The organism is Streptomyces sp. NBC_00775, assembly GCF_036347135.1.
Lineage (GTDB): Bacteria > Actinomycetota > Actinomycetes > Streptomycetales > Streptomycetaceae > Streptomyces > Streptomyces lutosisoli.
This window is the reverse complement of record NZ_CP108938.1, coordinates 8,885,084-8,897,248: the sequence shown is the minus strand read 5'-3', so window position 1 is coordinate 8,897,248 and position 12,165 is coordinate 8,885,084. Positions and strand designations below refer to the sequence as shown.

At 69.4% G+C, this 12,165-nt stretch carries 8 protein-coding genes and 1 tRNA gene; 2 read left to right on the top strand and 7 right to left on the bottom strand.

The window, feature by feature from the left end; genetic code table 11:
- The first annotated feature begins 28 nt into the window (after nt 1–28).
- Entirely contained in the window at nt 29–2,503 is a 2,475-nt protein-coding gene (locus tag OIC96_RS39535) for an SCO7613 C-terminal domain-containing membrane protein (protein ID WP_406501406.1), read from the top strand.
- 22 nt (nt 2,504–2,525) lie between these two features.
- Here the strand turns inward: OIC96_RS39535 and OIC96_RS39530 are convergent, their stop codons facing one another.
- The 7 genes from OIC96_RS39530 to OIC96_RS39500 all read right to left on the bottom strand — a co-directional run bounded on the left by OIC96_RS39530 (nt 2,526) and on the right by OIC96_RS39500 (nt 11,389).
- Nucleotides 2,526–5,261, bottom strand: coding sequence for an exo-rhamnogalacturonan lyase family protein (locus OIC96_RS39530; RefSeq protein WP_330303219.1), 2,736 nt, complete (start codon nt 5,259–5,261; stop codon nt 2,526–2,528).
- Between the two features lie 104 nt (nt 5,262–5,365).
- Nucleotides 5,366–5,989 carry a hypothetical protein gene (locus OIC96_RS39525; protein WP_330303220.1) on the bottom strand — a complete coding sequence of 208 codons (624 nt, stop codon included), beginning with the start codon at nt 5,987–5,989 and terminating at the stop codon, nt 5,366–5,368.
- A 1-nt stretch (nt 5,990) separates the two neighbouring features.
- Entirely contained in the window at nt 5,991–6,860 is an 870-nt protein-coding gene (locus OIC96_RS39520; protein WP_330303221.1) for a carbohydrate ABC transporter permease, read from the bottom strand.
- On the bottom strand, nt 6,857–7,828 hold the full coding sequence (locus OIC96_RS39515) for a carbohydrate ABC transporter permease (RefSeq protein ID WP_406479875.1): 972 nt from the start codon (nt 7,826–7,828) through the stop codon (nt 6,857–6,859). The genes OIC96_RS39520 and OIC96_RS39515 overlap by 4 nt, the downstream gene beginning before the upstream one ends.
- Nucleotides 7,828–9,153 carry an ABC transporter substrate-binding protein gene (locus tag OIC96_RS39510; protein WP_406502246.1) on the bottom strand — a complete coding sequence of 442 codons (1,326 nt, stop codon included), beginning with the start codon at nt 9,151–9,153 and terminating at the stop codon, nt 7,828–7,830. The genes OIC96_RS39515 and OIC96_RS39510 overlap by 1 nt, the downstream gene beginning before the upstream one ends.
- Nucleotides 9,154–10,797: 1,644 nt before the next feature.
- Nucleotides 10,798–10,872 (bottom strand) — tRNA-Val (locus tag OIC96_RS39505).
- An 82-nt stretch (nt 10,873–10,954) separates the two neighbouring features.
- On the bottom strand, nt 10,955–11,389 hold the full coding sequence (locus tag OIC96_RS39500) for a TIGR02611 family protein (RefSeq protein ID WP_330303224.1): 435 nt from the start codon (nt 11,387–11,389) through the stop codon (nt 10,955–10,957).
- 191 nt (nt 11,390–11,580) lie between these two features.
- Between OIC96_RS39500 and OIC96_RS39495 the strand changes: the two genes are divergently transcribed.
- Nucleotides 11,581–11,994 carry an SsgA family sporulation/cell division regulator gene (locus OIC96_RS39495; protein WP_003959770.1) on the top strand — a complete coding sequence of 138 codons (414 nt, stop codon included), beginning with the start codon at nt 11,581–11,583 and terminating at the stop codon, nt 11,992–11,994.
- Nucleotides 11,995–12,165 lie beyond the last annotated feature (171 nt).

The window sequence follows — 12,165 nt, the reverse complement described above, 5'->3', positions numbered from 1 at the left end:
TCTGAGTACGGCCTGAGTACGTGCACTCATGTCAGCGAACGTGACCGGGACCACACTCCGGAGCATGACCCACATCCCGCCCCCGGCCGAGGAGTTGCGGCTCCTCGACACCGAGCTGCGGCAACTCGACGCGCGCCGGGCCCTGTTGCTGGCGCGCCGCGCCTGGCTGGTGGCCGCCCTTCAGCCGCCCCCCGCGCCGCAAGCCCCGCGCGCACCGCAGGCCGCCCCTGCCCGCCCGCCCGAGACCACGGCACCCGGCGTCCAGAACGTGCTCCTGCTGCTCGGCGGCATCCTGCTGACCGTGGCCGCCGTCGCGTTCACGGTCGTCAGCTGGGGGCACCTGGGGATCGCCGGCCGGGCGCTGGTCCTCGGCGCGGTGACGCTGGCCGCCCTCGGCGCGCCGGTGCCGCTGCTCCGCCGCGGACTGCGTTCGACGGCCGAGTCGGTGGCGGGGCTCGGCCTCGCGCTGACGGTGCTGGACGCCTACGCGCTGCACGAGGTCGCGCTGCCGGACACCGACGGCCTCGGGTACGCGGCGCTCGCGTCGGCGGTACTGGCCACGGTGTGGGCGGCGTACGGTCTCGCCCTCGGCGCGCTGCACCGCCCGGCCGGACGGCCGGCGGACACCACCGACGCCGGACAGCAGCCGGCCACCGCCGGTGTACGTCTGCCCTTGCGGCTCCCCCTCCCCACCGCCGTGGCCACGGCTCAGCTCCCGCTGCTGCTCTGGGCGGCGGCGTCCGGCGCGGGCGCCCATGCCCTCACGGCCGCGCTGCTGGTGACGGCCGCGTTCGACACGCTGGTCGCGCTCCGGGTCCCCGTGAAGTCCGTACGTGTGGTCGCCGCCGTCGGCGCGTACGGCATGGGCGGCTGGGGCACCTTTGCCGCCGGTTGGCTGTCCTGGACGGCCTCCGGCCCGAGCGCCGCCGCCCGTGCGGCGGCGCTCCTCCTCCTTGCCGCGGTGACCGCCTTCGCGGCGGCGTGGCACGCCCCCAAGCCGGGCGTCGCGACCGGCATCGCGCTGGCCGGCGGTCTGATCACCGTCGTCGGACTCGGCGGCGTCCTGCGCTCGTCGCTGCCCGACGACTGGACGGTTCCCGGCTATCTGGCGTGCGGTGTCGCCCTGTTGGCGGTCGTGCGCACGCCTCTGGCCGAGCCGCTGCGGCGCGGGCTCGCCTGGGCCTCCGGCTGCGTGCAGGCCGTCGCTGTGGTGTGGACGCTGCCTCTGGTCGGCATCACCCTGCTGGGCCCCGTCGGCTGGGCGGAGAGGTCATGGTCCGGTTCCCCCGCGACCGCCCGCGACGCGGTGACTCTCGACGTTCCCTGGCCTCCGCACGCGGCCACGGCGCCGCTCGTCCTCGCGCTCGTCGCCGGAGTCCTGGTGGTGGCGGTCCGAGCCTCGGAATGGCGTCAGCAGGCCCTGACGTGCGCGCTGACGCTGAGCTGGGCGACGGTGCTCGTCCTCCCGGCGTCTCTCGAACTCTCCTACGCGGTGGGGCTGTTGACGCAGGGGCTCACGACGGTGGCCGCCCTGGCATACGCCCGCCCCGCACAGCCGCGGACACCCCCGCTGCTGCTGGCCCTCCTCTCCTCCCTCAGCCTCGCGTTCCTCTCGCTGGCCTCCGAGGGCGCCACCCTCACCGTCCTCGCCTCGCTGACCGTCCTGTTCGCGGCCGCCGCCTGGCGACCGGGCCTCGGCCCGGCCGCGGCGCCCGCCTCCCTCGCGTACGCCACGGCCCTGGCCTGCGCCGTAGGGGCGTCCTTCGGCTGGCAGCCGCAGCAGACCGCGCTGCTCGTCCTCGTGGTGCCGGCCGGCTCGGCCCTCCTCGCCGCGCGTCTGGGCGGCTCGTCCATGACCGTGCCGGTGGAAGTGACCGGAGCCGCCGCGGCTCTGCCCGCGATCGCTCTCACGGTCGCCGATCCGCCGATGCTGGCCCTGGTCCTGTCGCTCTGCGGAGTGATCGCCGCGGGCACGGCGATACGGGAGGACCGTCGCTCCGTCGGATACGCGGCCGCCGCCCTGTTCGTCCTGGCCACTTGGGTCCGCCTGGCGGCCTGGAACGTGGGCTCCCCGGAGGCGTACACGCTTCCGGTGACCCTCCCGGCGTTGCTCGTGGGGGCGGTCAGGCGCCGCAAGGACATGGCCGTCTCGTCGTGGGCGGCGTACGGTCCGGGGCTGTCCGTCACGCTCGCGCCGAGCCTGTTCACGGCATGGGGCGACACCCACTGGCTTCGCCCGCTGCTGCTCGGCGCGGCGGCGCTCCTGGTCGTCCTCGTGGGCGCCCGGCACCGTCTCCAGGCGCCGCTCGTGGTGGGCGGCACGGTGCTCGTCCTGGACGCGCTGCACGAACTCGCCCCGTACCTCGTGCAGGTGGTCGACGCGCTCCCCCGTTGGGTGCCTCCCGCACTCGCCGGTCTGCTGCTGCTCGCGCTGGGTGCCACCTACGAGCAGCGGATGCGCGACGCACGGCGAGTGCGGGAGGTGCTGGGGAGGATGAACTGACGCATCCTCAACCGGCGTACTGCTAGGGCATCTTGTCGCCGAGCAGCGCCAGGTTCTCGATGGCGGCGAGGCCGTACAACGCTGTGTCGTTCGTGTAGACCCAGTTGGCCTCGCTGCCCGGCACCAGCGTGACTGGGCCGCTCACGTTCTCCGTCTTCCAGGGCGAGGACTCGGTATAGCCGTCGGAGCTGTAGAACTTGGTCCACGCGCGCGTGGCGAGCTTCGCGTCGCCGGTCTGTACGGCGGCGTACGCGTCGAGGCGCGAGTGGCCCTGGAACAGCAGCAGGGTGCCGAAGTTGGAGCCGTAACGGGCCGCCTGCTCGGCCTTGGTGGCGTTGAAGTAGCGGCAGTAGTCGAGGTACGCGTCCTTGAAGGCGGGCATGTCGACGAGGTCGATGAGCTCGGCGCACAGTTCGTTGAGGCCGAAGACCGCGGAGAGGTGCGAGACGCCGACCACGGGCGTCGTGGCGATGGCGAACTTGCCGGTGTCGAGGTCGTACAGGCCGCTGCCCTGCACGAATCCGTTGGGCTGGCCGGCGATGGTCTCCATCGTCGACAGCACCCGCGCCTTGGCCTTCTCCCACTTCGGCCCCTTGCGCTCCCACTCGGTCAGCCACGCCGACACGAGCCCGCTCCAGTCCGTGCCGAAGCCGATCGACAGCGCGTGCCGGTCGGGCGTGTACGGCTCGGTGCGGATCTTGCGGATCGGGTCGAGGACCAGGAACGTCTCGTCGGAGTCCACGTTGGCGTGCATGAGGTCGCCGACGCGCTCGTCCGCGGTGAGGAAGTAGTAGTAGCGCCGGTACGTGGTGTTGGCGATCCGCTGCTGCTTGGCGCTGTCGGCGTAGTGCTGCACGCCGTGCCGGGTACCGAGGCCCGCCCACTGGCCGAGGTGGTAGACGTCGACCTCGCCGGTGTGGCGGGTCATCGCCTCGGCGAAGCGGAAGATGTCCGCGCGACCGGAGCGGATGTACGCGAACCACAGCCAAAGGTCCGGCGACAGCTCGGAGTTGTCCCAGGCGTAACCGCCGACGTCGTAGCGCCACTGGTGCCTGACCGGGTCGTACGAGTGCATGATGTCGCCGTAGTCCCAGAAGCCGTACCAACGGCGCATCTCCACCTGGTCCTTGTAATAGGTGAAGAGGAAGTCGAGGTGGTCCTCGATCTTGGCCTTGGCGGTCGTGGAGCGGTCGGGCTCGGAGTAGAGGCCGGGGCCGAAGACCTTGGCCTTGATGAGTTGCTTGGGCGGGGCGGCGAGCTGCGGCAGCACCCGTACGGCGTCGACCTGTTCGGCGAGCTTCTCCGGGGTGGGCGTCGACTCGTTGGCCCAGAAGAGGAGTTCGGAGGTACGGGCGATGCCGTAGGGGGTCCCGAAGCCCGGCTCGTAGTCCTCGTAGGTGATGTTGAGACCTTCGAGCTGTTCGGCGTACGTGTCCTGGTCCATACCGTCGTGGTAGAAGCGCAGGTCCATGGGCTGCGCCTCGGGCGACCAGAGCCAGAGAGTGACCTCGGCCTCGTCGGTGTGGGCGTCGCGGATGTCGAGCTGGGCCGGGAACTTCTCCCAGAAGTCCCGCAGCCCGAAGGAGAATCCGCCGCTCGGCCCGCCGACATAACCGAAGCCCGACGCGCGCTTGCCGCCGCCGGCGCCGATCCAGCCGTACCCCTTCTTCGTCCGCTTGCGCAGGGTGAAGCCGTCGGCGGAGAGCTGGGCGAGGGTGTAGTCGCCCCACTCGGGGATGTACTGGAGCCGGGTCGTCACCCGCTGGTCCCAGGTCGACGGGTCGGGCAGCTTCTCCCCGGCGAACTGGGCCGCCTGCACGGCCGCGCCCGGGTCGCGCCGCAGTCCGGTGATGCCCTTGACCGCCTCCCGCAGCAGACCGGTCTCGTCGCCGCCGATGCGGATGTGACGGTCGTACGAGGCATCGCGCATCGGCACGGTGAAGCGGACGCCGAGGCCGCGGATGAAGTCGCCGCTCGCCTTCCCCGGCTCCTGCGTCCCGTCGAAGGTGATGGTGTGCACCATGCGGAAGGAGTCGGCGCCCGCGTAGAAGTACAGCCGGATCGAGAAGGGCAGCCAACTCCGGTCGCCCTTGCGGTGCTTGCCGTCGATGCGGACGACGGCACGGACCGGGCCCTCCTGCTCGACCTCGACCTCGGAGATCGCGCTCTCGAAGCGTTCGAACTTCTCGGCGCCCTGGTCCTCGTCCTCGATCTCCGGCTGACGGATCAGGACCAGCCGGCCGTTCTTGGCGATCTCGGTCGAGCCGCGCGTCACGGACTTGACCAGCGTCGAGCCGCTCTTGCCGATCTTCGCGGTGATGACCCCGGTCGATATGTCGATGGTGCCGCCGCTCTTGTCGACGGTGACCTTCTTGTCGGGAGCGGCGGGTTCCCCGGTGCTGAGCGTGAGCTTCCCGGAATCCGAACTCACCGCGTGCGCTGTCCACTTGAGGGAGCCGTCCGGCCAGTACGCGATCGGCCAGGACTGCACGGGCACGGCCTTGCCGTCGGCGTCCGTCAGCGCGAAGGTCTGGTCCTCCTGATACGTGCCCTTCGGCCAGGGCACACCGACGGTGGATCCGGGAGCGGCACCGCGGCCGCCGTCCTCCAGCCAGTCCAGGGTCACCGGATCCGCGTCGGCGGCCTCGGCTCTGACGGCGGCCTGCGCGTTCGTGCTGCCCAGGGCCCAGCTGAACTGGGCGGCGGCTCCGGCGACGGCGGCCGCCTTGAGAAGGGACCTGCGGGGGATGGGAGCCATGAGATTCAGCCTTTCCTTTCCGTGCGGGAAGTCAGGGGCATGACAGAGGGAGGTACGGCGCTTCGCGTGGAGCGCCGACCTTTCTTACGACTGCGGGGGCTGGGTCAGCGGCGCCGGTACCGCTCCTCCACGGCGACGGCCGCCGCCGCTACGGCCCCCAGGACGGGGACCGCCAGCGGCGCGACGAAGAAGGCGGAGGAGACCACCACGGCCAGTCCGCCGATGAGCAGAAAGGATCCGGCCGGGTCGAGCACCGTGCGGCGCCCGGCGTCCGCGAGCAGCTCGCGCCAGGCCGCCCCCGGCTCCCAGACCGCCGCCGCGCGCAGTCCGGCGACGGCACCGCCGATCAGGGCGAAGAGGCCGACGGCCCCGACGAGCGGGCCGCCGGGTATTCCGGCGCGCACGGCCTGGACATCCACCCAGACCGCGGCCGCCGCCGCCCAGCCGGCGAGCCCGGCGATCCACCCGCCCCGGACGGCCGCCCGGAAGTCGGCGGCGAACTCCCGCCAGCCGCCCGCCACATGGGTCGTACGCCGCCGCAGATGCCGCGCACCGGCCGCGAATGCCGCGGGGTAGGTGACCAGCGGCAGCGAGGCCAGGGCGATCCACACGCCGGTGAGCAGACACTCCGCGAACACGGCGAAACGCTCGGCGAAGACGGATTCGCGGGGTGCCTTGCGGGCCTTCGGCCTCGCTCCGGCCTTTGCCCGCGGCTGGGTGGTGGCCATCTCAGCCCTTCAGTCCGGAGGTCGCCATACCGTCGATCAGATACCGCTGGAAGGCGAGGAAGAAGAGGAGCACGGGAAGCAGCGCGACCAGCGACATCGCGATCATGCCGCCGTAGTTGGCGACTCCCTCTTGATCGCGGAACATCATCATGCCCAGTGAGACCGTGTACTTGCTGGGCTCGTTCAGGTAGATCAGCGGGCCCATGAAGTCGTTCCAGGCGTTGATGAAGGTGAAGATCGCGCTGGTGATGAGGGCCGGGCGGCACAGCGGCAGGACGATCGACCAGTAGATCCGCAGATGCCCGCACCCGTCGAGCCGGGCCGCCTCGTCCAGCTCCCGGGGCAGGTTCCGCATGAACTGCACCATGAGGAAGACGAAGAACGCCTCGGTCGCCAGGTACTTGCCGATCAGCAGCGGCACATAGGTGTTGACCAGCTCCATCTTCTGGAACATCACGTACTGCGGGATGAGCAGCACGTGGTACGGCAGCAGGAGCGTGCCGATCATCAGCGAGAACAGCACGTTCCGCCCGGCGAACCGGATCTTGGCGAAGGCGTACGCCGTCAGCGAGCAGGAGATGAGGATGCCGACGACGGAGCCGAACGCGTAGAAGAGGGAGTTCTGGAAGAAGGTCGCGATCGAGATGTCCGCGATGCCGTCGGCCAGCCCCTTGAAGTTGCCGAGGATGGGACTGGTCGGGAACAGGTCCAGGCTGCCGATGATCTCCCGGCTGGGCTTGAACGAGGCTCCGAGGACCCAGACGACGGGATAGAGGACGACGGCGAGGACCAGCAGGGCACCGACGTGCCAGACGAGCGAGCCGGTGCGCTTACGGCTGAGGGCCAGGGGTTTCGTGGTGGTCGCGCTCATCGGGCGTCCTCCTCGTAGTGCACCCACCGCTTCTGCGACCAGAAGAGGACGGCCGTCACCAGCGCGACGGCGAGCAGCAGCATCCAGGCCATGGCGGAGGCGAAGCCCATCTGGGACTCCTTGAAGCCCTTCTGGTACAGGTAACAGGTGTAGACGAGCGTGGCGTCGGCCGGTCCGCAGGTGGCGTTCGAGACCACGTAGGCCGAGCCGAAGATCTGGAAGGAGTGGATGGTCTCCAGGAGCACGTTGAAGAAGAGCACCGGCGAGATCATCGGCAGGGTGATGTTCCAGAACCGCCGGAACGGTCCGGCGCCGTCCACCTCGGCCGCCTCGTACAGCTCCTTCGGCACCTGCTTGAGCCCGGCGAGGAAGATCACCATGGGCGCGCCGAACTGCCAGACGGTGAGTGCCACCAAGCTGTAGAGCACCCAGTTCGGGTCGCCGACCCAGCCTCCGGTGTGGAAGCCGAAGAACGACTGCGTACGGTCGACGATGGCGTCGTCGGAGAAGAGCGCGCGCCAGACGAAGCCGACCGAGACGCTCGCGCCGATCAGTGACGGGGCGTAGAACGCGGCCCGGTAGAAGGCCTGGCCGCGGCGGCTCTGCGCGAGCAGCAGGGCGACCCCGAGCGCCAGCAGCAGCTTCAGCGGCGTACCGATGATGACGTACTTGGCCGTCACCTCGACCGACTTCTGCCACCGGGGATCGTCGAACATCTTGGTGAAGTTGTCGAAGCCGATCCACTTCGGTGAATTGAAGAGGTTGTAGTCGGTGAAGGCGAAGTAGAGCGAGGCGGCCATCGGGCCCGCGGTCAGCAGCAGGAAGCCCGCGATCCACGGGGACATGAAGAGATAGCCGGCGAGATTCTCCCGGCGCCCCCGCCGCTTTCCGGCGGCGGGGGCCACGGAGCGCATCTCCGGGGCGTCGGGCGGAGAGGAGTCCTTGACGAGCGTCACTGCGGTTCCCATCAGGAGGCGAGGGCGGTCTTCGCCTCGGAGAAGAACTGCTTCACCGCGTCGGAGACCTTGGTCGTGCCCTGCGACATGTCGCCGCCGATACGCAGGAAGGCGGACTCGACGGTGTCGGCGCCGGCCGGGTGCGGAGTGATGGTGCCGAGGACCCCCGCCGCGGCGACATCCGTCTCGTACTGCGCGATCGCCTTGTTGGGTGCGTCGGCCGGCTTGTACGCCTCGAACTGCTCGGTGGTCGCGAGGATGCCGCGGTCGTAGCCCATGATCTTGCCGACCTCGGGGTCGTGGACCATGAAGTTGATGAACTGGGCGACTTCCTTGGGGTGCTTGGTGCGGGCGGAGGCGCTCAGCATCAGAGAGGCGAGGTACTGGCCGGTCTGCTTGCCGTCGGTCGTGGGGATCGGCGCGAGGCCGTAGCTGCTGTCGCCCTCCGCCGTGTAACGGACCGTGAAGTTGTCCCAGGTGAACTCGGAGGCGGCGTGCCCCGCCGAGAGCGAGGACTTCGGCTTGTCCTGCTCGACCCGCTTGGGGTCGGTGATGATGCCGGCCTTGACGCGGTTGTAGCCGTCCGTCCACCACTCCGTCAGGTCGGCCTCGTCGAAGCCGAGCCCGTCCTCGGTGAAGAACGCCTTGCCGTTCTGCCGGAGGTAGAGGTCGTACAGGTACATGATGCTGAAGTAGCCGGTGTCGCCCGCTACCTTCTGGGTGTCGTGGATCTTCTTGAGGGCGGCGAAATACTCGTCCCAGGTCCAGCCCTGCTTGGGCTTGATGCCCGCCTTCTCAAAGACCTTCTCGTCGATGACAAGTGACATGGTGTTGGATCCGACCGGAATGCCGAGCTGCTTTCCGTCGACCTGGCCGACCTTCTCGACTCCGGCACGGAAGTTTTCGAGGCTCAGATTTCCGGCGTCTATCTGGGACTTGAGATCGAGCAGAACGCCCCTCTTGTCGTACTTCCGAAGAAATCCGACGGCGTTCTGGAATACGTCCGGCGGATTTCCACCGGCGGCCTGGGTCTGGAACTTCTCCCAAAAGGCCACATAATCCTGGAAGTCCGTCTTCACCTTGATCTTGGGGTACTTCTTCTCGAAGAGCGCGATGGACTGGTTGATCCTCTTCGCCCGCTCGTCGGCACCCCACCAGGCATAACGGATCGTCACCGTCCCGTCCCCGGAGGTGCCACTGTCCCCACCGCAGCCCGTCGTCGCGGCCAGCCCCAGCGTAGCCAGCGAAGCTCCGGCCGCCTTGAGGACGGTCCGCCTCTCAACACTCCCGTTGTTTCCCACAGTCGGGCCTCCCCGCAACGTCGTCGCCGCCTGCATGAATCGTTTCAAGTAAGCGCTTGCTGGCACAAGGTACGGAGGGCTTTCGAGCGCGTCAATGATTCGGACAGGAATTGATGTGATGCGGTTTGGTCGCGCGGGGGCGTGGGTGGGGGTGCGGTTCGCTTGGGCGTGCGTGATGGTGCAGGTCGGGTGGGTGCGGTCGGTTGGTCGAACGTGATGCGGTGGGTTGGACGGGGTGGGGGCGGGGCCGAAAAACAACTGCGGTTCGGGGGGTTGGCGGCGGTGGGGCGGGGGTTGGGGGGAGGTGGGGGAACTGAGCGTGAGGGGTGGGGGTTGGGGGGCGGGGCCGTTCGGAGGGGTGGCGGCGGTTTGTGGGTCGGGGCCGCGCCGGTACGTCCAGCCCGTCGCCGGTGGGCATTACTGCCTGCTGCCACAGCATGAACTTGGCCATAACCACGTATGCGACGGGCTGGACGTACCGGCACGGCCCCTTCCGTACGTCGCCGGCCGCGCCGCCGTACCTGGTGGGGGTGGGTGGGGCCGTTCGTGCGTCGTCGGCTGCACGTTGGGGCTGGGACTGGGGCTGGGGCTTGATGGGAGGCGGAGCAGGTGGAAGGGGCGACTTGGAGGGGCGCGGCACTTGGACGGGTTGGCCGGAGTGGGGGTAGGGAATCCGAAGGGGTTGGATCTGGGCGGGGACGGGGGCCCGGGAAGGGCGCGATCTGGGCAGGGCCCTGACCAGTGAGAACAGCTCCGTTCGGGTAGTAGGTCGTGCGCCGCGGACGCCGGATCGGCTGGACACCGGAGCAGCGCGAACGGCCCGCTCGGACCTGAACCGGGGCGGCACGAACGGCTCGGCTCGGACACGAACCGGAGCGGCACGACCACCTCGGCTTGGATGCAAAGCGGAGCGCTGCCAACTCCTCGGCTCAGCAAGGAACCGCACCACCACCAACAGCCCAACCCGCACACAAACCGGAGCACCGCCAACAGCCCGCCCGCACACAGACCGGAGCACCGCCAACCGCCCGCCCGCACACAACCGGAGCGCGGCCAACCGCCCGCCACTGGCAAGAACCGCACGATCACCGACAGCCCGCCCCGCACACGATTCCCAGGATCACCAACAACCCCGTCCGGACGCGCACCAGGCACCGGAAGGTGCTTGACCCGGGCTCAAGAGGTGGGCTCAGCAGGGCTGTTCGTGAGAGGTGAGGCCGTGTGCCAGGAAGCTGGCGACCGGTGTCAGGTTTTCCGTATCGGCGCAGGTCAGCGAGGCAGGGGCGTGGGGGCGCACAGCAGCCCAGCGGCTCGGGGGGGCGTGTGACAGCACGGACTCGGCGCACGGGCGACAGTCCACTGGCGTGGGCACCCACGGCGGCAACAGCGCCTCGGCTCCGGCGTCTCAGCAAGCGACCGCGGGCATCCTCAGGGAACGGAATCAGTGGTGGCGGAGTCCCTGGGCCCGCAGCCGGCAGAGCCCTTGGACGGGCCGGCATACGTCCGCTCCAGAGCCCCCGCCCACTCCAGCGCTCCCGCCGGGCGCCCCGGATCCGTCGCCGGTGCAACGTCAGCACTCGGACCCCGGCCACACCGCACGTCATGCGCGTGGAGCCGTCGCGTGGGAATGACGAAGGCGGCCCGGTCCACGTGTTCCGTGGACTGGGCCGCCTGTCGTGCTGGTGGGCGATACTGGGATCGAACCAGTGACCTCTTCGGTGTGAACGAAGCGCTCTCCCGCTGAGCTAATCGCCCGGGCGCAGGGAGAACATTACCCCATGTCAGAGGGTGGCTCCGACCAGCCGAGGGGCCTCGGGACGGCACCCGGAGGGGGTCGTCACTCCTTGATGTTCCAGGGCATCTCGAGGCCGAACTTCCAGAGGTACACGCCGACGAGGGCGGCGATGATCACGAGGCCGACCGTCGTGAGGATGATGTTGCGGCGCCGCACCTTGGGGTCGAGCGCTCGCTGCGTCGCCTCCGTGACCTTGCGCTTCGTCCAGCGGAGCACGAGCTGCGCCCAGACGAACTCGGTCGCCCAGATCGCCATGCCGCCGAAGATCACCAGCCAGCCGGGCCCCGGCAGCGGAAGCATGATCACGCCCGCGACGACCACCGCGAGCCCCACGATGAAAACGCCCACCTGCCAGCTCAGGTGCAGCGCGCGACGTGCCTTGATGAATTCCGGCGCCCGCGAACCGAGCGCCCGCTCACCCTTCACCCCGTCGTCAGCCATGGCGACCTCGCCCGGCTCGTCACTCCCCGTATTCATACGGCCAAACCCTACCCGAGAGAAACCAGTCACCGGAATGGCCCTATCCGGCGAACGGACTCTCGGCCGGATGAGTTACGTAAAGGCACGCAAAACACTCAGAGGGGTTTACAACGGCACCGTAGGTGGCATGTCGATTTCGCCGACGTGCGAATCCCCGAGCGCACACTGAGCGAAAGGCCCTGGCGCTTATGAACACCACGGTCAGCTGCGAGCTGCACCTGCGCCTCGTTGTGTCGAGCGAGTCCTCACTGCCTGTTCCCGCAGGACTGCGGTATGACACGGCCGATCCCTACGCCGTGCACGCCACCTTCCACACCGGAGCCGAGGAAACCGTCGAGTGGGTGTTCGCCCGCGACCTCCTCGCCGAGGGCCTGCACCGGCCCACCGGTACCGGCGACGTCCGAGTCTGGCCGTCCCGGAGCCATGGCCAGGGCGTCGTATGCATCGCCCTGAGCTCTCCGGAGGGCGAGGCACTACTCGAAGCCCCGGCGCGGGCCCTTGAGTCGTTCCTGAAGCGAACGGACGCCGCCGTGCCCCCAGGCACGGAACACCGGCACTTCGATCTCGACACGGAGCTCTCACACATCCTGGCCGAGAGCTAGCGAGTCACCACAGAGCCGCCCGGCGCCGTCCACTCGGGGAGACGGCTCGGGCCTAGACAACCGCATAGGGCACAACCACGTAGGGCACAACCGCATTAGGCACAACCGCATTAGGCACAAACACCGGCGCCGTCGCCGCGGACTTCCGCGGGGGCGGCGCCGGTGCGCGTG

What these genes read in the sequence shown, in the direction of transcription:
- OIC96_RS39525 (WP_330303220.1), bottom strand. Translation starts at nt 5,989, where the DNA reads ATGGCCACCACCCAGCCGCGGGCAAAGGCCGGAGCGAGGCCGAAGGCC.
- OIC96_RS39535 (WP_406501406.1), top strand. Translation starts at nt 29, where the DNA reads ATGTCAGCGAACGTGACCGGGACCACACTCCGGAGCATGACCCACATC.
- OIC96_RS39495 (WP_003959770.1), top strand. Translation starts at nt 11,581, where the DNA reads ATGAACACCACGGTCAGCTGCGAGCTGCACCTGCGCCTCGTTGTGTCG.
- OIC96_RS39510 (WP_406502246.1), bottom strand. Translation starts at nt 9,153, where the DNA reads ATGCAGGCGGCGACGACGTTGCGGGGAGGCCCGACTGTGGGAAACAAC.
- OIC96_RS39515 (WP_406479875.1), bottom strand. Translation starts at nt 7,828, where the DNA reads ATGGGAACCGCAGTGACGCTCGTCAAGGACTCCTCTCCGCCCGACGCC.
- OIC96_RS39500 (WP_330303224.1), bottom strand. Translation starts at nt 11,389, where the DNA reads ATGAATACGGGGAGTGACGAGCCGGGCGAGGTCGCCATGGCTGACGAC.
- OIC96_RS39530 (WP_330303219.1), bottom strand. Translation starts at nt 5,261, where the DNA reads ATGGCTCCCATCCCCCGCAGGTCCCTTCTCAAGGCGGCCGCCGTCGCC.
- OIC96_RS39520 (WP_330303221.1), bottom strand. Translation starts at nt 6,860, where the DNA reads ATGAGCGCGACCACCACGAAACCCCTGGCCCTCAGCCGTAAGCGCACC.